At 64.7% G+C, this 24340-nt stretch carries 21 protein-coding genes; 3 read left to right on the top strand and 18 right to left on the bottom strand.

Annotation, left to right across the window (positions count from 1 at the left end; translation table 11 throughout):
- Positions 1–207 precede the first annotated feature (207 nt).
- Positions 208–489: an HU family DNA-binding protein gene (locus RRX38_RS21180; protein ID WP_295471314.1), complete on the top strand. Its 282-nt coding sequence runs from the start codon at positions 208–210 to the stop codon at positions 487–489.
- Positions 490–794: 305 nt separating this feature from the next.
- Here the strand turns inward: RRX38_RS21180 and rlmF are convergent, their stop codons facing one another.
- The 5 genes from rlmF to RRX38_RS21205 all read right to left on the bottom strand — a co-directional run bounded on the left by rlmF (position 795) and on the right by RRX38_RS21205 (position 7268).
- Positions 795–1796, bottom strand: a complete 1002-nt coding sequence (rlmF, locus tag RRX38_RS21185; RefSeq protein WP_315960553.1) for a 23S rRNA (adenine(1618)-N(6))-methyltransferase RlmF — start codon at positions 1794–1796, stop codon at positions 795–797.
- A gap of 109 nt (positions 1797–1905) precedes the next feature.
- On the bottom strand, positions 1906–4752 hold the full coding sequence (locus RRX38_RS21190) for a valine--tRNA ligase (protein ID WP_315960554.1): 2847 nt from the start codon (positions 4750–4752) through the stop codon (positions 1906–1908).
- A gap of 132 nt (positions 4753–4884) precedes the next feature.
- On the bottom strand, positions 4885–5289 hold the full coding sequence (locus RRX38_RS21195) for a DNA polymerase III subunit chi (protein WP_315960555.1): 405 nt from the start codon (positions 5287–5289) through the stop codon (positions 4885–4887).
- A gap of 7 nt (positions 5290–5296) precedes the next feature.
- On the bottom strand, positions 5297–5725 hold the full coding sequence (locus RRX38_RS21200; protein ID WP_315960556.1) for a DNA polymerase III subunit chi: 429 nt from the start codon (positions 5723–5725) through the stop codon (positions 5297–5299).
- 52 nt (positions 5726–5777) lie between these two features.
- Complete coding sequence (locus RRX38_RS21205; protein WP_315960557.1) at positions 5778–7268, bottom strand: leucyl aminopeptidase; 1491 nt, start codon at positions 7266–7268, stop codon at positions 5778–5780.
- A 302-nt stretch (positions 7269–7570) separates the two neighbouring features.
- Between RRX38_RS21205 and lptF the strand changes: the two genes are divergently transcribed.
- Positions 7571–8692 carry an LPS export ABC transporter permease LptF gene (gene lptF, locus RRX38_RS21210; RefSeq protein ID WP_295471303.1) on the top strand — a complete coding sequence of 374 codons (1122 nt, stop codon included), beginning with the start codon at positions 7571–7573 and terminating at the stop codon, positions 8690–8692.
- On the top strand, positions 8685–9746 hold the full coding sequence (lptG, locus tag RRX38_RS21215; RefSeq protein WP_295471301.1) for an LPS export ABC transporter permease LptG: 1062 nt from the start codon (positions 8685–8687) through the stop codon (positions 9744–9746). Before lptF ends, lptG begins: the two co-directional genes overlap by 8 nt.
- 44 nt (positions 9747–9790) lie before the next feature.
- Here the strand turns inward: lptG and RRX38_RS21220 are convergent, their stop codons facing one another.
- From RRX38_RS21220 to gap, 13 genes are all read right to left on the bottom strand, one after another.
- Positions 9791–10282 (bottom strand): RDD family protein, encoded by a 492-nt coding sequence (locus RRX38_RS21220; protein ID WP_295471299.1) that lies wholly within the window; start codon positions 10280–10282, stop codon positions 9791–9793.
- Positions 10283–10391: 109 nt separating this feature from the next.
- Positions 10392–10604 (bottom strand): cold-shock protein, encoded by a 213-nt coding sequence (locus RRX38_RS21225; protein WP_285861563.1) that lies wholly within the window; start codon positions 10602–10604, stop codon positions 10392–10394.
- Between the two features lie 399 nt (positions 10605–11003).
- Complete coding sequence (gene gcvT, locus RRX38_RS21230; RefSeq protein ID WP_315960558.1) at positions 11004–12128, bottom strand: glycine cleavage system aminomethyltransferase GcvT; 1125 nt, start codon at positions 12126–12128, stop codon at positions 11004–11006.
- A gap of 69 nt (positions 12129–12197) precedes the next feature.
- Complete coding sequence (gene gcvP, locus RRX38_RS21235) at positions 12198–15062, bottom strand: aminomethyl-transferring glycine dehydrogenase (RefSeq protein ID WP_315960559.1); 2865 nt, start codon at positions 15060–15062, stop codon at positions 12198–12200.
- 10 nt (positions 15063–15072) lie between these two features.
- On the bottom strand, positions 15073–15456 hold the full coding sequence (gcvH, locus tag RRX38_RS21240) for a glycine cleavage system protein GcvH (protein WP_295471293.1): 384 nt from the start codon (positions 15454–15456) through the stop codon (positions 15073–15075).
- 272 nt (positions 15457–15728) lie between these two features.
- Entirely contained in the window at positions 15729–17237 is a 1509-nt protein-coding gene (locus RRX38_RS21245; protein WP_295471291.1) for a sigma-54-dependent transcriptional regulator, read from the bottom strand.
- 118 nt (positions 17238–17355) lie between these two features.
- Complete coding sequence (locus tag RRX38_RS21250) at positions 17356–17715, bottom strand: DUF5064 family protein (RefSeq protein ID WP_295471289.1); 360 nt, start codon at positions 17713–17715, stop codon at positions 17356–17358.
- Positions 17716–17776: 61 nt separating this feature from the next.
- Positions 17777–18199, bottom strand: coding sequence for a YbaN family protein (locus tag RRX38_RS21255; protein ID WP_410524842.1), 423 nt, complete (start codon positions 18197–18199; stop codon positions 17777–17779).
- Positions 18200–18248: 49 nt separating this feature from the next.
- The gene (locus RRX38_RS21260) at positions 18249–18851 is read right to left on the bottom strand and encodes a biliverdin-producing heme oxygenase (protein WP_315960560.1); all 603 of its coding nucleotides are present in this window, start codon (positions 18849–18851) and stop codon (positions 18249–18251) included.
- A 111-nt stretch (positions 18852–18962) separates the two neighbouring features.
- Complete coding sequence (locus RRX38_RS21265) at positions 18963–21539, bottom strand: TonB-dependent receptor (protein WP_315960561.1); 2577 nt, start codon at positions 21537–21539, stop codon at positions 18963–18965.
- A gap of 145 nt (positions 21540–21684) precedes the next feature.
- Positions 21685–22581 carry a FecR family protein gene (locus RRX38_RS21270; protein WP_315960562.1) on the bottom strand — a complete coding sequence of 299 codons (897 nt, stop codon included), beginning with the start codon at positions 22579–22581 and terminating at the stop codon, positions 21685–21687.
- 106 nt (positions 22582–22687) lie between these two features.
- Positions 22688–23206: an RNA polymerase sigma factor gene (locus tag RRX38_RS21275; protein WP_295471283.1), complete on the bottom strand. Its 519-nt coding sequence runs from the start codon at positions 23204–23206 to the stop codon at positions 22688–22690.
- A gap of 117 nt (positions 23207–23323) precedes the next feature.
- Positions 23324–24325, bottom strand: coding sequence for a type I glyceraldehyde-3-phosphate dehydrogenase (gene gap, locus RRX38_RS21280; RefSeq protein WP_295471281.1), 1002 nt, complete (start codon positions 24323–24325; stop codon positions 23324–23326).
- Between the last annotated feature and the right edge of the window lie 15 nt (positions 24326–24340).

Genomic DNA, 24340 nt, shown 5'->3' on the forward strand with positions numbered 1-24340 from the left:
AAGGCTCGGCGGAGGCGGATATTTGCCCGGCTCTGTGCTAGTTTTGCGCCGTCCTGCGCACTCCAGCGCGCCAGGCATGCAGTTTGTGCACGTGCTGGCCGAACCAATTCATGGTTTCAGTATCTACATTTCGCGATTGATCGTGGCTGCCAATGGCCGACGTTGCACTCTGCAATCCATATGAATTTTATAGGGAAGGAACACCACATGGCTCTTACCAAAGACCAGTTGATCGCCGATATCGCAGACGCTATCGACGCGCCAAAGACTACCGCGCGTAACGCTCTCGAGCAGTTGGGCCAGATCGTTGCTGATCAGCTGGAAAACGGTGCTGAAATCACTCTGCCAGGCATTGGCAAGCTGAAAGTCAGCGAGCGCCCGGCTCGTACCGGCCGTAACCCGTCGACTGGCGCCGCCATCGAAATCGCTGCCAAGAAAGTGGTCAAGTTCGTACCAGCCAAAGTGCTGAACGACGCGATCAACAAGTAAGCATCCGCTTGCTGCGAAAAGCCGCGCTCTGGACCACCAGGCGCGGCTTTTTCGTGGGCGGGTGTTTTTGCCAGGAGCGGCTTGCGCCGCGAAAGGCTTCCCGGCTGAAGCCATTACTGTTCGCTTAAGCGGCATGTGGCCCGGTGGCAGCGGCTTTAGCCGCGAAAGCGCCAGGAAATTCACTGCATCTGTTGTGAGCAGGCGGTCGCTTCGCGGCTGAAGCCGCTCCTACCCGGCCTAACTGACCAGTATTGCGGCTGAAGTCGGTCCTGCAGGGTCAAGGCGGCAGCGGGTGGCCAGCGGCCTCAACGCCAATGTGCGGCGCGCCAGGCTTGCTGTTCGGTATGGTCCTGGAAGGTCCAGGCGACGAAGCGGCTTTGCTTCTGACCCTGGCCCATTTCGACCACCTGCACGTCGAAGGCACCGATCCTGTTCAGGCGTTGGCGGATCTCGGGCAGGTTGGCGGCCTTGGACACCAGGGTGCTGAACCACAGCACCTGTTCGGGGATCTGCGCGCTCTCCTCGATCAGCCGCAGCACGAAGGCAATCTCGCCGCCCTCGCACCACAGCTCCTGGGCCTGGCCGCCGAAGTTCAGTACCGGCAGCTTGCGACGCGGGTCGAGCTTGCCAAGGTTCTTCCATTTGCGCTGGCTGCCCCGTGTGGCCTCTTCCAGGGAGGCATGGAAGGGTGGGTTGCACAGCGTCAGGTCGAAGCGTTCCTGAGCCGCCACAAGGCCGCTGAGGATCTTCTGGCGGTCTGCTTGCTGGCGGATCTCGATGGCCTTGTCCAGGCGGTTGGCCTTGACGATGGTGCGCGCTGCGGCAATCGCCGTGGCGTCGATCTCCGAACCGACGAACTGCCAGCCATAGTCGGCATGCCCCAGCAGCGGGTAGATGCAGTTGGCGCCGGTACCCACGTCCAGCACCTTGACCGCCGCTCCGCGCGGAATGGCTCCGGCATTGCCGCGTGCCAGCAGGTCGGCGAGAAAATGCAGGTAGTCGGCGCGGCCAGGAATCGGCGGGCACAGGTAGTCGGCCGGGATGTCCCAGTGCGCGATGCGGTATTGGGCCTTGAGCAGGGCACGGTTGAAGGTCCTCACCGCCTGCGGGTTGGCGAAGTCGATGCTTTGCTTGCCATAAGGGTTGAGGATGACGAATTCGGCCAGCTCCGGGCTGCTCTTGATCAGCGCCGGGAAGTCGTAACGACCCTGGTGTCGGTTGCGTGGGTGCAGGGTGGCCTTGGCGGCCGCGGCAGCCGGTTTGCCGGGCGTGGCTTTTTTGCGCGGTGGTTTTGCTGTGTCGGTCATGTGCAGGTCCTGCGGTTCGCAAGCAGGCTTGCGCCTACGGCGACAGGGTGGGGTCGCGGCAATAAAAAAGCCAGCCCGCGAAGGGGCTGGCTGTTTGCGTCAGGCGGCTTCAGAGGCTGCTGATGCGGGCGTGCTGCTCGGCCAGTTTGCCCAGCGCCTGTTCGGCCTCGGCCAGTTTGGCGCGTTCCTTGGCGATGACGTCCGCCGGGGCCTTGTCGACGAAGGCCGCGTTGGACAGCTTGCCGCCCACCCGCTGCACTTCACCTTGCAGGCGCTGGATTTCCTTGTCCAGGCGCGCCAGCTCGGCACCCTTGTCGATCAGGCCGGCCATCGGCACCAGTACCTGCATCTCACCTACCAAGCCAGTGGCCGACAGCGGTGCTTCGGCGCCCGGCTGCAGAACGGTGATGGACTCCAGCTTGGCCAGCTTCTTGAGCAGGTGCTCGTTGTCGTGCAGGCGGCGCACGTCTTCGGCGGTGGTGTTGCCGAGGAACAGTTGCAGCGGCTTGCCCGGGCCTATGTTCATCTCGCCACGGATGTTGCGCACCGCGAGCATCAGGCCCTTGAGCCATTCGATATCGCCTTCGGCGGCTTCGTCGATGCGCGTTTCGTTGGCCACCGGCCACGGCTGCAGCATGATGGTCTTGCCCTGGATGCCGGCCAGCGGTGCCAGGCGCTGCCAGATTTCCTCGGTGATGAACGGCATGAACGGATGTGCCAGGCGCAGTGCCACTTCCAGCACGCGCACCAGGGTACGGCGGGTGCCGCGCTGGCGCTCGATGGGCGCGTTTTCGTCCCACAGCACCGGCTTGGACAGTTCCAGGTACCAGTCGCAGTACTGGTTCCAGATGAACTCGTACAGCGCCTGGGCAGCCAGGTCGAAGCGGAACTGGTCGAGCTGGCGAGTGACCTCGGCCTCGGTGCGCTGCAGCTGCGAGATGATCCAGCGGTCCGGCAGCGACAGCTCATAGGCTTCGCCGTTCTGGCCACAGTCTTCGCCCTTGTCCAGCACGTAGCGGGCGGCGTTCCAGATCTTGTTGCAGAAGTTGCGGTAGCCCTCGACGCGGCCCATGTCGAACTTGATGTCGCGACCGGTGGAGGCCAGCGAGCAGAAAGTGAAGCGCAGGGCATCGGTGCCGTAGCTGGCGATGCCTTCCGGGAATTCGGCCTTGGTCTGCTTGGCGATCTTGTCGGCCAGCTTGGGTTGCATCAGGCCGTTGGTGCGCTTTTCCAGCAGGGCGTCGAGGGTGATGCCGTCGACGATATCCAGCGGGTCAAGAACGTTGCCCTTGGACTTGGACATCTTCTGGCCCTGGCCGTCGCGCACCAGGCCATGCACATAGACGGTCTTGAACGGCACTTGCGGCGTGCCATCTTCGTTCTTCACCAGGTGCATGGTGAGCATGATCATCCGCGCGACCCAGAAGAAGATGATGTCGAAGCCGGTGACCAGAACGTCGGTGGAGTGGAAGGTCTTCAGCGCCTCGGTCTTCTCCGGCCAGCCCAGGGTGGAGAAGGTCCACAGGCCCGAGCTGAACCAGGTGTCGAGCACGTCGTTGTCCTGGCTCAGCACCACATCGGCAGCCAGGCCGTGCTTGGCACGCACTTCGGCTTCATCACGGCCGACGTAGACCTTGCCGGACTGGTCGTACCAGGCCGGGATGCGGTGGCCCCACCACAGCTGGCGGCTGATGCACCAGTCCTGGATATCGCGCATCCAGGAGAAGTACATGTTCTCGTACTGCTTGGGCACGAACTGGATGCGACCGTCTTCCACGGCGGCGATGGCCGGTTCTGCCAGAGGCTTGGTGGACACGTACCACTGGTCGGTCAGCCACGGCTCGATGACGGTGCCGGAGCGGTCGCCCTTCGGTACTTTCAGGGCGTGGTCGTCGATGCTGACCAGCAGGCCGGCGGTCTCGAAGGCTGCGACGATGCGCTTGCGCGCTTCGAAGCGGTCCAGGCCGGCGTATTCGGCAGGCAGGGTGGTATCGACGCTGTCGTTCAGGCTGCCGTCGAGGTTGAACACCTGGGCGCTGCCCAGAACGCTGGCGTTCTTGTCGAAGATGTTGATCAGCGGCAGGTTGTGGCGCTTGCCGACTTCGTAGTCGTTGAAGTCGTGGGCCGGGGTGATCTTCACGCAGCCGGTGCCGAACTCGGGGTCGCAGTATTCGTCGGCGACGATCGGAATGCGGCGGCCGATCAGTGGCAGTTCGACGAACTGGCCGATCAGTGCCTTGTAGCGCTCGTCTTCGGGGTGAACGGCCACGGCGGCGTCGCCGAGCATGGTTTCCGGACGGGTGGTGGCGACCACCAGGTGGTCCTTGCCTTCAGCGGTCCTGACGCCGTCGGCCAGCGGGTAGCGCAGGTTCCACAGGTGACCTTTCTCGTCGTGGTTTTCCACTTCCAGATCGGAGATCGCCGTGTGCAGCTTGGTATCCCAGTTGACCAGACGCTTGCCACGGTAGATCAGGCCGTCTTCATAGAGACGCACGAAGGCTTCCTTGACCGCTTCGGACAGGCCGTCGTCCATGGTGAAACGCTCGCGGGTCCAGTCCACCGAGGAGCCCAGGCGGCGGATCTGCCGGCTGATGTTGCCACCCGACTCGGCTTTCCACTCCCAGATCTTGTCGAGGAATTTCTCGCGGCCCAGCTCGTGACGGTTCAGGCCCTGGCCTTCGAGGCGACGCTCGACCAGCATCTGGGTGGCGATGCCGGCGTGGTCGGTGCCCGGCTGCCACAGGGTGTTGCGGCCTTGCATGCGGCGGAAACGGATCAGGGCGTCCATGATCGCGTTGTTGAAGCCGTGGCCCATGTGCAGGCTGCCGGTCACGTTCGGCGGCGGGATCATGATGGTGTAGGAGTCACCCGCGCCCTGCGGAGCGAAATAGTTCTCGGACTCCCAGGTCTGGTACCAGGAAGTTTCGATGGCGTGCGGCTGGTAAGTCTTGTCCATGCGCGGCGGGAACCTGTGGCCTTGATTCGGAAACCGGCAAGTATACCCTCGCCGGGGATCAGCAGGCCACAAGCTGCGAGCGGGCGGGGGAAGGGCGCTGGTCAGCGGGACTTCGCCCTTCCGGGAATGGGCTCAGCCCTTGCCGCCAGCGGCGGCGATCAGGCGTTCCAGCCTGGCTTCCAGGCGGCGCTTGATCTCGTTCTCGATGTGCGGGGCGAAGTCGTTGATCACGTCCTGCATGATCAACTGCGCGGCAGAGCGCAGGTCGGCGTCCAAGTGCAGCAGGGTGTCGACGCTCGGTGGCGCGCCGGCCGCTGCGGGCGGTGCGTCGGGTGTCGGTGGCGGCAGCGCTTCGACGCTGGCGGCTTGCGAAGGCGGCTGGCTGTCGACCACGTCGAACAGCAGTGGGATCTGCTCCTCGCGGTGGACCGTTTCGGTCAGCAGCGGCGGCTGCAGGTTTTCTTCTTCGAGCAGCTTGCGGATCGACTCCAGGTCATCCAGCAGGTGCGCGGATTCGGCTTTTTTCGAAGTATCCATCGTTCACTCAAAAGCGCTGTAGTCGGTGGTCTTGCGGAGCATAGCCCTGTTCACGATAGCGGCGGAAGTTGTCGCGGGCGCTCTGGCGTACCGCCGGGTCTTCGATGACCAGTTCGGCCACCCGCGCGAAGCGCTTGAAGAAGGCCGGGATGCACAGGTCGAGGTTAATCAGCAGGTCCTGGTGGGCGCCAGGGTCGTCGCCCAGGCCGAGCACCACGGGCGCCACCGTGTCGCTTTCGGCATCGCCGTGCGGCACGAAGCTTTCGCCCTTGAAACGCCACAGCCGTTCGTCCAGGTCGTCGCGCTGGGCGGCGTCGCTGCAATGCAGGTAGACCCGGTGCCCGAGGCGCCAGGCTTTGTCGGCCAGCTTGCAGGCGAAGTCCAGCCGCGCTTCGGTGGCGGGGCTGGGCAGAATGTAGAAATCGACTTGGGTCATGTACGTTCCGCTGGCGGCCATGCCCCGCGATATGCGGGGCATGGGGTAGGGATCAGACGCCGGCGCGATCCAGCAGGTACTGGGTCAGCAGCGGTACCGGGCGGCCCGTGGCGCCCTTGTCCTTGCCGCCGCTCAGCCAGGCGGTGCCGGCAATGTCCAGGTGCGCCCAGTCGTAGGCCTTGGTGAAGCGCGACAGGAAGCAGGCGGCGGTGATGGTGCCGGCTTTCGGCCCGCCGATGTTGGCGATGTCGGCGAACGGGCTGTCCAGCTGTTCTTGGTACTCGTCGAACAGCGGCAATTGCCAGGCACGGTCGTCGGCCAGCTTGCCGGCGTCCAGCAGCTGGTTCATCAGCGCGTCGTTGTTGCCCAGCAGGCCCGAGGTATGGGCGCCCAGGGCGACTACGCAGGCGCCGGTCAGAGTGGCGATGTCGATGACCGCCTGCGGCTTGAAGCGCTCGGCATAGGTCAGGGCATCGCACAGCACCAGGCGGCCTTCGGCGTCGGTGTTGAGGATTTCCACGGTCTGGCCGCTCATGGTGGTGACGATGTCACCTGGCCGGGTGGCGGTGCCGCTGGGCATGTTCTCGGCGGCGGCGACGATGCCCACCAGGTTGATCGGCAGGTTCAGCTCCAGCACCGCGCGTACGGTGCCGAACACGCTGGCGGCGCCACACATGTCGAACTTCATCTCGTCCATGTTGGCCGCCGGCTTGATGCTGATACCGCCGGTGTCGAAGGTGATGCCCTTGCCGACCAGCACGTAGGGCTTGTCGCTCTTCTTGCCACCCTGGTACTGCATGACGATCAGGCGCGGTGGCTGGGCGCTGCCCTGGCCCACGGCCAGGAACGAGCCCATGCCCAGCTCCTTGATTTTCTTCTCGTCGAACACTTCGACCTTGAGGTTTTTGTGCGCCTTGCCCAGTGCCTTGGCCTGTTCGCCCAGGTAGGTCGGGTGGCAGATGTTCGGTGGCAGGTTGCCCAGGTCGCGGGTCAGGGCCATGCCGGTGGCGATGCCGTGGGCGTGGCTGACGGCGCTTTCGACTTCGGCGACGCTGGCCTTGGCGGTCAGCAGGGTGATTTTCTTCAGGGGGCGGGCTTCGGCCTTCTGGCTCTTGAAACGGTCGAACACGTATTCGCCGTCGAGCAGGCTTTCGGCCACCAGGCGGGTCTTGCCATAGGTTTCGCGGTGCTTGACCTTGACGTCGTCCAGCGCCAGGGCTGCATCGCTGCCGCCCAGGCTCTTGAGGGTCGAGAGCACGCCGGCGATGACCTTGCGCAGCTGGCGGTCGGACAGCGCTTCATCCTTGCCGACACTGACCAGCAGAACGCGCTCGGCCTTGAGGTTGGGCAGGTTGTGCAGCACCAGGCTCTGGCCGACTTTGCCGGCCAGGTCGCCGCGCTTGAGCACGGCGCTCAGGGCGCCGCCGCTCAGGGCGTCGAGGCTCTTGGCCGCCGTGCCCAGAACCCGGCCTTCGCTCACGGCGACGACCAGGGTGGCGGTTTTCAAGGTTTCTGGATTGACGCTTTTGACAACCAATTCCATGTCGGGTCCCCGAATGACTGAGCTTTGCGAAAAGAAATCTGTGCGGCGAGGCCCGTCTGCGGGCCTGGCGTATGAGCGGACCCGCAGTTTGACCCTGCCGGGCGACCGCTGACAACCCCACGGGACGTTCGTAGGACATGGATGACCGAACTATCCCCGACGCGAAGTGACAGAAGCAGTCAATCACAGGATAATGCCGCATATTTTTGCCGGAGCGCGCAGTCCCTCTGCCGCCTCCTTTACCGTGGCTCGTCTTTTTCCTTGTCCGGCAGCCGCTGCCTGGCAAATCTGGAGTGTCTGGTTTGATCGTCTTTCGTTATCTGTCCCGGGAAGTGCTGGTTACACTGAGCGCCGTCAGCGCCGTGCTGCTGGTCATCATCATGAGCGGGCGCTTCATCAAGTACCTCGCGCAGGCGGCGTCCGGGGCCCTGGACCCTGGCGTACTGTTCATGATCATGGGCTTCCGCCTGCCCGGCTTCCTGCAACTGATCCTGCCGCTGGGGCTGTTCCTGGGCATCCTGCTGGCCTACGGCCGGCTGTACCTGGAAAGCGAAATGACCGTACTGGCCGCCACCGGCATGAGCCAGCAGCGTCTGCTGGCCTTCACCATGGGCCCGGCGCTGGTGGTGGCGCTGCTGGTGGCCTGGCTGAGTTTCAGCCTGGCCCCGCAGGGCGCCGCGCAGTTCGGCCTGCTGATCAACAAGCAGGACGCCCTGACCGAGTTCGACACCCTGGTGCCGGGGCGCTTCCAGGCGCTGCGCGACGGCACGCGAATCACCTACACCCAGGAGCTGTCCGAAGACCGCACCCAGCTGGGCGGTGTGTTCATTTCCGAGAAGCGCCTTGGCGCCGATAAAAAGAATGACGGCAGCATCACCGTGCTGGTCGCCGAGAAGGGGCGCCAGGAAGTGCGCCCCGATGGCAGCCGCTTCCTGGTTCTGGAGAACGGCTACCGCTACGACGGCAATCCCGGCCAGGCCGACTACCGCGCCATCCAGTACGACACCTATGGTGCGCTGCTGCCCAAGCCGGAAATCAGCGAGGAAGTGACCGAGCGCGATGCGATCCCGACCCGCGAGCTGTTCGGCAACGACAACCCGCGTTACCAGGCCGAGCTGCACTGGCGTATCTCGCTGCCGATCCTGGTGTTCATCGTGACCCTGATGGCCGTGCCCCTGGCCCGCGTCAATCCGCGCCAGGGCCGCTACCTGAAACTTCTGCCTGCGATCCTCCTGTACATGGCCTACCTGACGATTCTGATCGCCGTTCGTGGCGCGCTGGAAAAGGGCAAGCTGCCCATGGCTCTGGGCATGTGGTGGGTCCACGCCCTGTTCCTGCTGATCGGCCTGGGGCTTATCTATTGGGAGCCGCTAAGGCTGCGGCTGGCGGGGCGTCGCGCAGGTGTGGAGGTGAGCCGTGGTTAAACTCGACCGCTACATCGGCAAGAGTGTCTTCATGGCCATTCTGGCGGTGCTGGGCATCATCCTCGGGCTGGCTTCGCTGTTCGCCTTCATCGATGAGATGGGCGACCTGAGCGACAGCTACACCCTGCTCGACGCCGGCTCCTTCGTGCTGTTCACGGCCCCGCGACGGGTTTACGACATGCTGCCCATGGCCGCACTGATCGGCTGCCTGATCGGCCTCGGCACCCTGGCCAGCAGCAGCGAGCTGACCATCATGCGCGCGGCCGGGGTGTCCATCGCGCGCATCGCCTGGGCGGTGATGAAGCCCATGCTGGCGCTGATGCTGGTGGGCATACTGGTCGGCGAATACGTTGCCCCCGCTGCCGAGAGCAAGGCCCAGGCCGACCGCTCCCTGGCCCAGGGCACGGGCGATGCGCAAAGCGCCAAGCACGGCATGTGGCACCGTCAGGGTGACGAGTTCATCCATATCAACAGCGTGCAGCCCAACGGCCTGATGTACGGCGTGACCCGCTACCGTTTCGACGAGCAGCGCCACATGCTGAGCGCCAGTTTCGCGCGCCAGGCCAAGTATCACGAAAACTACTGGGAGCTGACCGACATCAGCACCACGCATTTTCGCAAGGATCACACCGAGGTCATCCAGGAGCCGAGCGAGCGCTGGGACGTTTCCCTCAGCCCGCAGTTGCTCAGCACCGTGATCATGCCACCCGAATCGCTGTCGATCAGCGGCCTGTGGAGCTATTCCCACTACCTGGCCGACCAGGGCCTGAACAATGGTCGCTACTGGCTGGCGTTCTGGACCAAGGTGCTGCAGCCGGCGGTTACCGTGGCCCTGGTGCTGATGGCCATTTCGTTCATCTTCGGCCCGTTGCGATCGGTGACCCTCGGCCAGCGAGTGTTCACCGGTGTGCTGGTGGGTTTCACCTTCCGCATCTTCCAGGACCTGCTGGGGCCTTCCAGCCTGGTGTTCGGCTTCTCGCCGCTGTTCGCGGTGTTGGTGCCGGCCAGTATCTGCGCCCTGGCGGGTGTCTGGCTGCTGCGCCGCGCGGGCTGAGGCTTGCGTATCCACGGGGCCTGGTCCAAGGCTCCGTGGGCTGATCAGGCTGCCGTACGCCGTGGCAACCTGACCAACTGGCTATTGGAATAGATGTCGTGCCAGGTACGCCCTTGCTTGTCGTACAGGCACCAGAGAAAGCCCAGCCCCAGGCACAACGCCGAAGCGATGGCCACCATGAAGCGCAGCAGCGCCTGGGTGAGGCTGATCGCGCTGCCGTCGGCATTCTGCACCCGCACACCCCATACCTGCATGCCCAGCGTCTGCCCGCCATGGGTCCAGAACTTGGCGAAGAACCCGAAGGTCACCAGAAGCAGCAGCGATGACAGCAGCGGGTCGCCGTCCGTGGCGCCGGCATCGCTCAGCTCGCGCAGACGGGCCTCACCCACGAATGCCATCCAGATGAGCTTGTAGACGAAGGCGGTGACGATCTGCACGGCCAGGCACAGCAGCAGGTCGTAGGCGATGGCTGCCAGGCGGCGCAGCAGGTGCGCGGGTGCGAAGTGGCCTTGGGGTTGTAGCGGGCGGGAGGGCATATCGAGGTCTCGCTGGCTGGGCAGTGGGAAGTGCCATGGTACCGGGAGACAGAAATCAAAAAGCCCCTGGTACGTCAATACCAGGGGCTTTTGGCGATCACGCAGCTGCTTAGGCTTCTGCGATGACTTCGTCAGCTTGCATGCCTTTCTGGCCTTGCACGGCGATGAAAGTCACTTTCTGGCCTTCTTTCAGGCTCTTGAAGCCGCTGCCCTGAATCGCGCGGAAATGCACGAACAGATCCGGACCGCTCTCAGGAGTGATAAAACCAAAACCTTTTTCGTCGTTGAACCACTTGACGGTGCCGCTCTGACGTTGAGACATTTTCTTATTTCCTTGACGCTTGAATTTAATGACAGCCTTTTACGGCATTGGAGCCGCAAGAGTACTGGAGCTGGTTGCAGGAAGTAAGAAACGTAGAACGGGATGTAGCAAGTCTTTGAGCTACTGCCCAGGTCCCGATTCAGCGACCTTTGCAAACACAGTCAGGGAACTCTACGCCAACTCTCGTTACAAAAACAAGCCCCGCGAAACCCCGTATTTCAAAGGGCTGAGGCAAGGCACACGGAATGCACACCGCCTTGGGGCACGGCTCATGCCTGGTCTGATTCCTGCACTTTCACGGTGCATGAATCAGGCCGACAGAACTGTTGCATCGTGATGAAAGAACATCGACAGAACCGTGACGATTTTCTTCCTCGAGCTGTTTTATTGACGCCTTTATCAGCCCCTGAAATAACGTGGTGTCACGAAAGGCATTTTTGTCACTTTCATCGGCACTTTCTTGCCGCGCACCATCGCCCAGACAGTGGTCGCCAGCGCGCTGTGATCGCTGTCCAAATAGCCCATTGCCACTGGTGCGCCCAGGGTCGGACCGAAGCCGCCGCTGCTCACCTCGCCGATAGGACGGTCCTGCTCGTCGACGATCTGCGCGCCTTCGCGCACCGGAACGCGTTCCTGAGGCAGCAGGCCGACGCGCTTGCGCGCCACGCCGTCCTGCTGTTGGGCAAAGATCGTCGCCGCGCCCGGGAAGCCGCCGGCTCGAGGGCCATCGCTGCGCCGCGCCTTGGAAATCGCCCAGAGCAGGCTGGCCTCTACGGGAGAAGTCGCAGCGTTCATGTCGTGGCCATACAGGCACAGGCCTGCTTCCAGGCGCAGCGAGTCACGGGCGCCCAGGCCGATGGCCTCGACTTCCGGCTCGGCCAGCAGGCGGCGGGCGAATGCTTCGGCTTCGGCGGCGGGCACGGAAATTTCGAAACCGTCTTCACCGGTGTAGCCCGAGCGGCTGACGTAGCAGTCGCTGCCGAGAATGTTCCGGCGGGCGAACTGCATGAACGTCATGCCGGCCACCTCGGGTGCCAGGCGCGCCAGCACGGTAACCGCTGCCGGGCCTTGCAGGGCGAGCAGGGCGCGGCTCTCGAACAGTTCTTCGATCTGGCAGCGGCCTGACAGGTGCTGGCGCAAGTGCGCCAGGTCCTGTTCCTTGCACGCCGCGTTGACCACCAGCAGCAACTGGTCGTCGGCCAGGCGCGCGACCATCAGGTCGTCGAGAATGCCGCCGGCTTCATTGGTGAACAGTGCATAGCGCTGTAGGCCTACCGGCAGATCGACGATATCCACCGGCACCAGGTTTTCCAGGGCGCTGGCGGCCTCGGCGCCGCCGAGCAGGATCTGGCCCATGTGCGACACGTCGAACAGGCCGGCCTGTTCGCGGGTGTGCAGGTGTTCCTTCATGACGCCAAGGGGGTATTGCACCGGCATTTCGTAGCCGGCGAAGGGCACCATCTTCGCGCCCAGTTCACGGTGCAGAGCGTGCAGCGGGGTCACCCGCAGGGATTGCTCGGACATGATCGACTCCACAAGAGATTCGCAGGGCCTGCCCGCGCAGGGCGGGCAGGCTGGCGTGAGGGCGAGAGGTCAGGCTTGCTGGTAGCTCTCGATGGACGGGCAGGCGCAGACCAGGTTGCGGTCGCCATAGACGTTGTCGACACGACCGACCGGTGGCCAGTACTTGCCGTCCACCAGCGAGGCCACCGGATACACCGCCTGTTCGCGGCTGTACGGATGGTTCCACTGGCCGACCAGTTCGGCCGCGGTGTGCGGTGCGTTCTTCAGCGGGTTGTCTTCCTTGTCCAGGGTGCCGTTTTCCACCGCGCGGATCTCTTCGCGGATGGCGATCATCGCGGTGCAGAAGCGGTCGAGTTCTTCCTTCGACTCGCTCTCGGTCGGCTCGATCATCAGTGTGCCGGCCACCGGGAAGGACATGGTCGGCGCGTGGAAGCCGAAGTCGATCAGGCGCTTGGCCACGTCGTCCACGGTGATGCCGCTGCTGTCCTTGAGCGGGCGCAGGTCGAGGATGCACTCGTGGGCGACCAGGCCGTTGCTGCCGGTGTACAGCACCGGGTAGTGCTCTTCCAGGCGGCGGGCGATGTAGTTGGCATTGAGAATGGCCATCTGCGAGGCACGCTTGAGGCCTTCGCCACCCATCATGCGGATGTACATCCAGGTGATCGGCAAAATGCTCGCGCTGCCGAACGGCGCGGCGCATACCGCGCCTTCCTGGCGCTCCATGTGCGCATGGCCGGGCAGGAACGGCGCCAGGTGCGCCTTGACGCCGATCGGGCCAACGCCTGGGCCGCCACCGCCGTGAGGAATGCAGAAGGTCTTGTGCAGGTTGAGGTGCGAGACGTCGCCACCGAACTTGCCGGGGGCGCACAGGCCAACCATGGCGTTCATGTTGGCGCCGTCGATGTACACCTGGCCGCCGTTGTCATGCACGATGGCGCAGATCTCGCGAATGCCTTCTTCGAACACGCCGTGGGTCGAAGGGTAGGTGATCATCAGCGCGGCGAGGCGGTCACGGTGTTCTTCGGCCTTGGCGCGCAGGTCTTCGATGTCCACGTTGCCGCGGGCGTCGCAGGCGGTCACCACCACGCGCATGCCGGCCATCTGGGCGGTGGCCGGGTTGGTGCCGTGCGCCGAGGAGGGGATCAGGCATACGTCGCGGTCGTTGTCGCCACGGCTCTGGTGATAGGCGCGGATCGCCAGCAGGCCGGCGTACTCGCCTTGGGAGCCGGCGTTGGGCTGCAGCGACACGGCGTCATAGCCAGTGGCGGCGCAGAGCATGGCCTGCAGCTCGTCGGTCATGGCCTTGTAGCCGGTGCTCTGCGACGCGGGGGCGAACGGGTGCAGGCTGCCGAACTCGGCCCAGGTGACCGGGATCATTTCGCTGGCGGCGTTGAGCTTCATGGTGCAGGAACCCAGCGGGATCATGCTGCGGTCCAGCGCCAGGTCCTTGTCGGCCAGTTTGCGCAGGTAGCGCATCAGCTCGGTTTCCGAGTGGTAGCGATTGAATACCGGGTGTTCGAGGATCGCCGACTCACGCAGCAGGCTATGCGGCAGGCGCGAGTGGGTGCTGGCGGCCAGGGCGTCGAAGTCCGGCAGCGTCTGGCCGTCGTCGGCGAACAGCGCCCACAGGGCCTTGACGGCTTCGACGGTGGTGGTTTCGTCGAACGACAGACCCAGGCGCTGGCTGTCGATCACCCGCAGGTTGATCTGCTGGGCCTGGGCGCGGGCATGCAGGTCGGCGGTGCGTGGGCCGCTGGCCAGGGTCAGGGTGTCGAAGAAGAACGCCTGTTCCACCTCAAGGCCCACCTGGGCGACGCCGGCAGCGAAGATCGCGGTCAGGCGGTGCACGCGGTTGGCGATGCGGGTCAGTCCCTGGGGGCCGTGGTAGACGGCGTACATGCTGGCAATGTTGGCCAGCAGCACCTGAGCGGTGCAGATGTTGCTGGTGGCCTTCTCACGGCGGATGTGCTGCTCGCGGGTCTGCATGGCCAGGCGCAGTGCCTGCTCGCCGTGGCGGTCGACGGAAACGCCGACCAGACGGCCTGGCATGTCGCGCTTGAAGGCATCACGGGTCGAGAAATACGCGGCGTGCGGTCCACCGAAGCCCAGCGGCACACCGAAGCGCTGTGCCGTGCCGATGGCCACGTCGGCGCCGAATTCGCCGGGCGGGGTCAGCAGGGTCAGCGCCAGCAGGTCGGCGGCGACCGCGACCAGGGCGTTGCTGCCGTGGAAGCGTTCGATCAGTTCGCGGTAGTCGAACACGTCGCCGTTGCTGGCCGGGTACTGCAGCAGGGCGCCGAAGTAGTCGCTGACATCGCCCAGCTCGTTCTCGTCGGCGACCACCACGGTAATGCCCAGTGGCTCGGCACGGGTGCGCAGCACGTCGAGGGTCTGTGGATGGCAATGGCTGGAGGCGAAGAAATGCTGGCTGCCCTTGTTCTTGCTCAGGCGCTTGCAGAAGGTCATGGCTTCGGCGGCAGCGGTGGCTTCATCGAGCAGCGAGGCATTGGCGATGGGCAGGCCGGTCAGGTCGCTGATCAGGGTCTGGAAGTTCAGCAGGGCTTCCAGGCGGCCCTGGGAGATCTCTGGCTGGTACGGGGTGTAGGCGGTGTACCAGGCCGGATTCTCCAGCAGGTTGCGCAGGATCGGCGCCGGCGTGTGGGTGTTGTAGTAACCCTGGCCGATGTAATGGGTAAACAGCTGGTTGCGGCCGGCGATGGCCTTGAGCGAGGCCAGGGCGTCGGCTTCGCTCTGTCCGGCCGGCAGGTCCAGTACGCTGGTGCCCTTGATGCTGTCGGGGATCACGCTGGCGCTCAGGGCCTCCAGCGAATCGAAGCCCAGGGTCTGGAGCATGGCCTGCTCGTCTGCCGCCCGTGGCCCAATGTGGCGGGCGATGAATTCGTTGGCAGTGTCCAGCTCGAAACGATCACTCATGACGTGCTCCTCAGGCTTGCGCGTTGGCTTGGATCAGGCGGTCATAAGCGTCCTGATCGAGCAAGGTGTGGATGGCATCGGCGTCGGCAGGCACGAAGCGGAAGAACCAGCCTGCGCCCAGGGCATCCTCGTTGACCAGCTCGGGGGTGTCGGACAACGCGTCGTTGACCGCGACCACTTCACCGTCGAGGGGCATGTAGATGCTGCTGGCGGCCTTTACCGACTCGACCACCGAGACTTCGGCGTGTTGAGTGTAGGCCTGCAATTCGGGGAGCTGTACGAAGACCACATCACCGAGGGAATTCTGGGCATAAGGAGTGATGCCGACCGTGATGCTGCCATCGGTTTCGGCCCTCAGCCATTCGTGTTCTACGGTGAATCGCAACTCGCTCATAAAGACTCCTAGGGGGCAGGTGCATGCTGCATGGGCATGCGTTATGAGTCTGATTAAGCAAATTTGCGGCCAGAACCTTTTATTCCTTATTTATCAATGGTTTGAGCTGATTCTGTAGTGGCCGAGGCGCGAGTCTCTGTAACGAAATCGATACGGATCGCCAGGCGCGGGGAAATGGCTGGAGTATCAACGCCTTGATCGACGTGAGGCAGCCTGCAATGGAATGAATTCGATACGGTGTATCGAATTCATTCCGTTTAGTGTGCAGCGCGTCAGGCCCGGGCGCCGATACCGTATTTGCGCAGCCGGTGGGCGATGGCCGTATGCGAGGTGCCCAGGCGTGCGGCCAGCTGGCGGGTCGAGGGATAGTCGCTGTACAGGCGGCTGAGCAGGTCTTTCTCGAAGCGCTCCACGGCATGCTCCAGGCTGTCGACCGTCTCGGACGGTTGTCTGGCCGCCACGCCCGCCGCGATATCCAGGTCGGCCAGACCGATCTGGTTGCCGTCGCACACCGCCGCAGCGCGGAAGATCACGTTCTGCAACTGGCGCACGTTGCCCGGCCAGCGGTGGCCGAGCAGGGCGGCCTGGGCGTCGGCGGCCAGGTGGCACAGCGGGCGCTGGATCTGCGTGCAGGCCTGCTGCATGAAGAAGCGCGCCAGCAGCAGGACGTCCTGGCCACGTTCATACAAGGGTGGCACCTGCAGGTTGAGTACGTTCAGGCGGTAGAACAGGTCTTCGCGGAAGCTGCCCTCGGCCACCATCTTTTCCAGGTCGCGGTGGGTGGCGCTGATGATGCGCACGTCGACCTTCACTTCGCGGTCACCGCCTACCCGGCGGAAACTGCCGTCGTTCAGAAAGCGCAGCAGCTTGGCTTGCAGATACGGCGACATCTCGCCGATCTCATCGAGAAACACCGTGCCACGGTTGGCCAGCTCCATCAGGCCCGGCTTGCCGCCGCGCTGCGCACCAGTGAACGCCCCTGGTGCGTAGCCGAACAGCTCGCTCTCGGCGAGGTTTTCCGGCAGCGCGGCGCAGTTCAGCGCCAGGAAAGGTTCGCCATGCCGGGCGCTGCCAGCGTGGCAGGCCCGCGCCACCAGCTCCTTGCCGGTGCCGGTCTCGCCGCCGATCAGCAGCGGCGCATCGAGGGCCGCCACCCGTTGGGCGCGGGCCTTGAGGGTGCGGATCGCCGCCGACTCGCCGAGCAGGGCGTCGAAGCCTTCGGCATGGTCATGATGCAGCGCCGACAAGCGTTCGCCGATGCGGCTGGGCGGGTAGAGGGTCACCAGCCCACCGGCTTCGGTGATGGGCGTGGCTTCCAGCAACAACGCCTGGCCGGCCAGGGTGATCTCGCGCATCGGCAGGCGGAAACCGTTGTCCAGCAAGGCGGCCTGCAGGTCGGGGTCGTCGAGCAGCGTACCCAGCGATTCGCCGGCCGGCTCGCGGCCGATCAGCGCCACCAGCGCCGGGTTGGCCAGCAGCACCTGGCCGGCGCTGTCCAGGGCCAGCACCGGGTCGGTCATGGCGGCCAGCAAGGCATCGAGCTGCAGATGGCGGCGCTGGCCGGGGAGGATGTCGACCACCGTGATGGCCTCGACGCCCCGCACACGAAACAGCGCGTCCTTGAGTTCTTCGAGCATCTTGTGGCTGAGCGTCGGTGCATCGATGTACACGTTCGGCGGCACCATCTCCACTGCATCGAGGTTCAAGTTGCGGCTGCCAAGGATGGCCAGCACTTCCTGGGTTATTCCGACACGGTCGATGAAACAGACATGGATGCGCATGGCGGGCTAAAGAGGGCAGCCGAAGAGGACGCCAGTATGCCTTGGCGCGACGGGCAAGTCCTGTACCGATGCTGTCTGGTTATCGCGTGGTGACGACTTGTCGACCGGTCCGTGCGGATCAGCGCTCCAGGTGCTCGGGCTTCACCGGTTCGCCGGACCTGGCATGCAATTGGGCGCGAATGTCTTCGAACATCCGGTCGTAATCCGCGTGCTGGGCAATGGGCAGCCCGGCGGGATTGGGCAGGCCATGGCGGATGGCGATGCGGCTGGCTTCGTGGGCGAAGTTGAAGGCCAGGTCGCGGGGCAGCACGAAGGTCTCGTTGAACGCCTTGCCGTCGATCTCGCCCTGCATGTCGAAGCTCATGCAGGTGCCTTCGGCGGGATCCTCGACTTTCTGGTAGCGCAGATGAATGTCGAAGCTGTGATCGGTCTTTTGCAGTGCGCTGTGGACGATATGCAGATGGCCAGGCTCGAACATGGACGGGCTCCCACGCAGGCAGGTGTATGTGTCGGGGTAGACACTACCCTGCCGGGCGGGTTCAGCGATTGTCGTCGGTCAGTTGCGGCTGCCTGGGGGGCTCTGGCCGCGACCAGATCCACAGGTTGCCCATGGCCATGCCGGCGATCGCCAGGTACAGCCACCAGACATGCTTGAGCAGGCACAGCATGAGGATGGCGCAGGCCAGCATGCTGATCGTGGCGCTGATCTTGCTGGCCCGCGAGACCAGGCGGCCATTGCGCCAGTTGCGCAGCATCGGCCCGAACAGCCGGTGGTTCTCCAGCCAGGCATTGAGCCGCGGCGAGCTGCGCGTGGCTGCCCAGGCCGCCAGAAGCACGAACTCGGTGGTGGGCAGGCCGGGCACGAAAATGCCGATGATGCCTATACCGAGGCTGGTATAGGCGAGGATGCCGAAGAGCAGGCGCGAGAGTCGTGAGCCGGGTGGTCTGTAGGTCATGGTCATGATCGGTGGACTTGAAAGCCCGGCAAGCTTAACAGGCTGGTCGCCAATGTCATGCCTGGACCGTCTCGGCCTGTGGCGCGTCGGCATAGGCATGCTCCAGCAGAACGGTAAAGCGTTCGAAGGCCGCCAGGGCGCCCCGGTCCAGCTCGGCCTCCTGCTCGGCCGTCAGCGGCAGGGTGTCGAGCATACGCGTGAAGCTTTTCCAGCCGGCTGCGCGGCCGCCTTCGGGTTCGCCCAGGTGACGGGCGCCGAAGCTTTGGCTCAGGCCCAGGGCCTCGGCACGCTTGATCAGAAAGGCTGCGCCGAGTTTGGAACCCTCGGACACGAACAGCCAGCCCAGCGCCTCGGCCTGGCTCGGCTGCTGTACGGCGCCTGGCAAGCCGGCCGGCAGCGCCGCGTTGAGGTCTGCCAGGTCGGCGGCGGCCTGGGTGGCGCGACAGCGTTGTGGCAGGTCGCCTATCAGGATGGCCAGTTGCGGGTCGCGATAAAGGGCCTGCAGTTCGGTCTGGAACAGGTACTGGGCCTTCACGAAGCGCGTATAGCCGGGCAGGCTGGCGAAGGGCGCTTGGGCCTTGACCAGCTGGTCGAGGCGCGCATGCGGTTCGTGGGTGATCTGGTTCAGGCGTTGCGAGCGAAGTTCGGTGCTGCTCATTGAATCATCCTTGTGGGGGGGGCAGGTGGGCTGTTGACTAGACGAATGGGCGCCGGCTGGCGCGTAAAAAAAGCGCGGGTCGCGCCAGCTGCGCGACCCGCTGTGGCGTGCTCAGATGTCCCACACCAGGTTGACGCTGAAGTTGCGCCCAGGCTGGGTCAGGCGATCCAGATTGGCCGGAGCGGTCACCCCGGCTTCGCCTACGCCGTCGTAGCCGCGCACGTCATCCCATAGCCAGTATTTCTTGTCGGTCAGGTTGTACAGGCCGGCGCTGAGGGTCAGGTCCTGGCTGAGCTTGTAGTAGCCGCTGAGGTCCAGCACGCCGAAGCCTGGCGTCTTGAACTGGCTGGAGACGCCATCGGGGGTGTGGAAAGTGCTGTCGTCCACGCGGGTCTTGCGCTTGACCAGCGTCCAGCTCAGCAGCCCGCCGTAGGTGTCCTGCTCGTAGCCCAGGCCGAATACTCCTGTCAGCGGGTTGATGCTGTTGAGCGGCTGGCCGCTGTCATCGTTGCGGCCATGCAGGTAGGTCAGCGCCGCCTGGGTATACAGGCCTTGTGGTGCGCCAAGGCCTGCCAGTTCCAGGCGGCCCTTGAGTTCCACGCCCTTGATGGTGGCGTGGCGGATGTTGCTGGACTGGAAGGTCACCTGGTTGTAGCCCGGGCTCAGGGCGTCCTCGTTGATGAAGTCGCGGTACTTGCTATAGAACACCGCGACATCGAACGAGGCTGTGTCGAAGCGGCCCCGCAGGCCGGTTTCCAGGCTTCTGCTCTTTTCCGGGTCGAGGTTGGGGTTGGGCGCGACCGAGTAGCCCAGGCTGGGGTTGTCGAAGCGACCATACAGTGCCTTGGCCGACGGCGTGCGGAAGCCTTCGGCGTATTGCCCGTAGCCGGTGTAGTGCTCATTGAAGGCGTAGGTCACGCCGAACTTGGGCGATACCCGGTGCCAGGTCCGCTCGCTTTCCCGGACCTGGCTGCGGTCTTCGGCGCTCAGCGAATTGAGAAATTCCGGGGTCAGCTTCGGTTCCAGGCGCGTGTGGTCGTAACGCAGGCCGGGGGTGAAGGTCCAGGCGTTCCAGGCGATCTGGTCCTGGATGAACAGCGCACGGCTGGTGAGGGTCGGGTCCGGGAAGTCGCTGGTCGGCAGCAGGCGATCGCCGGGGCTGTCGGCGCCCACCGCGCGGCAGGAACCGAACACCCGTGCGCAGGTGCCGGAGCCGCTGCGCAGCCCGGTGACCTTCTGCTGCTTGAGGGTGGCGCCGTAGGTTAGCTGATGTTCGGTAGCGCCCAGGCTGAAGGCCTTGTCGGCCTGGAGGTCGAAGATCCACTGGCGTTCCCGGTAAGTGGTCTCGCGGGTGCGATAGACATCCCGGGAGAACGGGAAATAGCGCTCGTCGGTGGACTGGTCGGTCTTGGCATTCTGGTAGTTGAGGCTCCACTTCAACTGGTCGGCCAGCCGGCTGTCCAGGGCCAGGCGTTGGTCGATGCCGAAACGTTCGCGGCTGATGGTGTCGTTGCCCAGCCGTGACTGATACATGCCCAGGCCACTGCCGGCGTTGAAGGGGCCACCGACCGCGCTGCGCAGGTTGGTGTCGCGGTCATCCTTGTAGCGCTCGTAGGTCAGGCCCAGACGGTCGTCGTCGGCGTAGTTCCAACCCAGCTTGGCCAGCACGTTGGTGCTGCGCACGTCCTGCGGGTTGGCCTGGGTGCGCGTCAGGCCGTCGCCACCGCGGCCGCCGTGCGATTCGGTCTCGTGACCATTGCGTTGGCTGAGGTGCAGCAGGGCGTCGACGTCATCGTGGCGACCGGCCAGGGTCGCCGAGGTCAGCCAGCTGTCGTCGGCGGAGCTGTAGCCGGCCTTGAGCCGCGCGCCGGAGTCCCGGCCCGCCTTGATGATGTCGTAGGGGTCCAGGGTGTAGTAGCTGACCACGCCGCCGATGGCGCTGCTGCCATACAGGGCCGAAGCCGGGCCACGGAGGATTTCCACGCGCTTGACGATTTCCGGGTCGACGTAATTGCGCTGGGTCTGAGCGTAAGGGCCGCTGAAGAAGCGGTCGGGCACCTCGACGCCGTCGACCTGGGTGAGGATGCGGTCGCCGTCGATACCGCGGATGTTGTAGCCGCTGGTACCGGCACGCTGGCCGGCGCCGCCTACCGAAACCCCCGGTTCGTAGCGCACCAGGTCGCGGATGCTGTTCACGTTGTCGCGGTCGAGCTGCTCGCGGCCCTGCACGCTGACGGTGCTGCTGACCGCCGTGATGTCCTGGGCCTGGCGGGTGGCGCTGATGGTGGTCTGCTGCAGTTCCAGCGTGCCGTTCGCCGCACGGCGCTGCAGGATGACGTTCTGCGTGCCGGCGCGGCGATAGCTCAGGCTGGTGCCGGCCAGCAGCCGCTCCAGTGCCTGTTCGGCGGAAAGCTGGCCTTCTGCGCCGGGCGAGGTGGTGTTGCGGGTCAGGTCCGAAGTGGCGCCCACCTGCCAGCCGGTGACCCGACTGAATTCGTTGAGGGCGGTGGCCAGCGGCTGTTGAGCGATGTTGAAACGATACTGGCCGGCGCTGTGCTGTGCGACCGGCGCGGCTTCCGCGGCGAACGCCGGAAACACTGGCAATCCTGCGGCCAGCAGGGCCAGGCCGAGCAACGATGGAGCGAACCTGGCGCAAGGATGAGCAGAGGATGAAACGGCGGATGGCATCGGAAAGGGCTCCCTGTCGTGCATCTTTTTTGAGTCATGGCTGATGGCTTGTAATGCGAATCAGTTGCATTGGCCATGACTAGACGAACGACCGCCGCAAACCACGTAAAAAGATTTCGATTGGGGAGTGCGCCGCAGCGGGATTTCAGTTGAGGATCAGCAGCCTGGGCAGCTCGTGAAGGCTCGCCGAGGTGACCTGCGCCAGTGAACGCACCACATCCAGCGGGTCATCGAGGCGGTAGTTGCCGGTGACGTTGACCTTCGCCAGGGTCGGGCTGGCCGTGACGATCAGGCCGGGGTAGTAGCGGCGCAGCTCGTCGAGGACCTGGCCCAGCGGGCAGTTGTCGAACACCAGGCGTCCCTGCACCCAGGCCAGGTCGCGAGCCGGGTCCAGGCGCTGGCGCTGGCCGAGCCCGTCCGGCCCGAGGCTGACACTGTCACCGGCTGCCAGGCGCAGGCGCGCGCCCCCCGAGGCGGCATGGATATCCGCCGCCCCGCGTTGTACCTGCACCCTGGCCTGGCCATCCAGATAACGCAGCGACAGCGCCGAACCCTGGGTGCTGACGCGTAGCGGCCCGGCGGCGATTTCCAGGGGCAGGCCCCGGGCTTCGGGAACGTCGAGGAAGGCTTCGCCCTCGTACAGGCGTGCTTCGCGATGCTGGCTGTCGATCTGGCTGGAGAATGCCGAGCGGGTATTGAGCAGCACGCTGGAGCCGTCGGCCAGTTGCAGGCGCTGGCGCTCGCCGGCCACGGTGAGGTGGTCGGCCTGCAGGCGTAGCGGCAGGTCGATGCCGTAGCCGATGCCCAGTAGCACGGCAGCCGCGACCATCGGCCGAATCCAGGCGCGCAGGCGCTGCCGGCGTGAGGTGCGGGCGCCCAGGGCATTGGCCGTGTCGCGTATCACCTGGCCGTTCCAGATCGCCTCGGCCTGGGCGAAGGCTTCGGCATGCGCCGGGTCGGCGCGCAGCCAGGCCTGGAAGCGCGCCTGCTGGGCGGAATCGGCGCTTTCCAGTTCGATCAGCCAGTCCAGGGCCTGATCCATTGCGCGCTGGTCCGCTGCCCGGGCGGCAGGTCCTTGCGGGCGATGAGGGGGTACGGCCACGGTCATCCTCGGAGAAGCTTGAATGGAGGGCAGTTTTGGTGAGCGCTCAGGCGGGGTCAAGCCTGGCGATGACGCCGATGCAGATCGCCATGATCAGCTTCAGCTCCTTCTGCACGGTGCTGGGCGAGACATTCAGCGCATCGGCGATTTCCTGGTAGCTGCAACCGTGCAGGCGGCTGAGCACGAAGATCCGCTGTTGGCGTGGGCTGAGCTGGCCGAGGCGCGCGCCCAGGCTGTCGAGCAGGCGCCGGGCATGTGCGCAGTCCTCGGGCGAGCCCAGCTGCGCCGCGACGCTCTCCAGCTCTTGGGGCGACACGTCCTCCACCAGGGTGCGCTGACGGACGCGCCGGGCGCGCAGGTGGTCTAGGGCCAGGTTGCGGGCGGTCTGGTAGACGAAAGGTTCGAGGTGCTCGACACCGCGCTCGTTCAAGGCACGGGTGACGCGCAGCCAGGTTTCCTGCAGCAGGTCTTCGGCGGTGCTGCGGCTGCCGACCATCCGCTGCAGGATTTTCAGCAGCACGTCGCGTTGGGACTGAAACACAGCGTTGAAGCGAGAGTGGGGCACGGGAAGGCTCGCACTGAAAACGAGCCGATGATAATGCTTATCAATAGCGTAAGTTTCAAGCTGCAAGTTCAAGTGCTTCGCACAGGCGGCGACTCACTCTTGCTTGCAGCTTGCCGCTCAGGAAGCGTTGTGCAGCGCCAGGCAGTTGTCGAGCATGCGGTTGGAGAACGCCCATTCGTTGTCGTACCAGGCCAGCACCTTCAGCAGGCGTCCGCTGACCTTGGTGTGGTTGGCGTCGAAGATCGACGACAGCGGGTTGTGATTGAAGTCGTGGGACACCAGCGGCAGGTTGTTGTAGCCCAGCACGCGGGAGTGTTGACTGGCTTCTTTCATCAGCGCATTGACTTCATCGGCAGTGGTGTCGCGCTGCAGTTGCACGGTGAGGTCGACCAGCGAAACGTTGATGACCGGTACGCGCACCGCCATGCCGGTGAGCTTGCCGGCCAGCTCCGGCAGCACCAGGCCCACGGCTTCGGCGGCGCCGGTCTTGCTGGGGATCATCGACTGGGTGGCGGAACGGGCACGGTAAGGATCGGTGTGGTAGACGTCGATCAGGTTCTGGTCGTTGGTGTAGGCATGCACGGTGGTCATCAGGCCGCTTTCGATGCCCAGCTCACGATGCAGTACCTGGGCCACCGGGGCCAGGCAGTTGGTGGTGCAGGAGGCGTTGGAAATGATCTGGTGCGACTGGCGCAGCACGTCATGGTTGACGCCGTAGACCACGGTGGCATCGGCACCCTGGGCCGGTGCGGAGATGATCACCTTGCGGGCGCCAGCGGCGATGTGCGCGGCGGCCTTTTCGCGGCTGGTGAACAGCCCGGTGCACTCGAACACCACATCGACCTGCTGGGCCTTCCACGGCAGTTCGGCAGGGTTGCGGATGGCGCTGACCGCAATACGGTCACCGTTGACGGTCAGGCTTTCGCTGTCGCATTCGACGGTGCCGGCAAAGGCGCCATGGACGGTGTCGAAACGCAGCAGGTGGGCGTTCATCTCGCTGTTGCCCAGGTCGTTGATGGCGACGACCTGCAGGTCTTGCCTATAACCTTGGGTATAGAGTGCGCGCAGGACGTTACGACCGATGCGGCCAAAACCGTTGATTGCAATGCGAAGAGCCATGAAGTCGTCCTCAGT

The sequence above is a fragment of the Pseudomonas sp. DTU_2021_1001937_2_SI_NGA_ILE_001 genome, from assembly GCF_032463525.1.
Taxonomy (GTDB): Bacteria; Pseudomonadota; Gammaproteobacteria; order Pseudomonadales; family Pseudomonadaceae; genus Aquipseudomonas.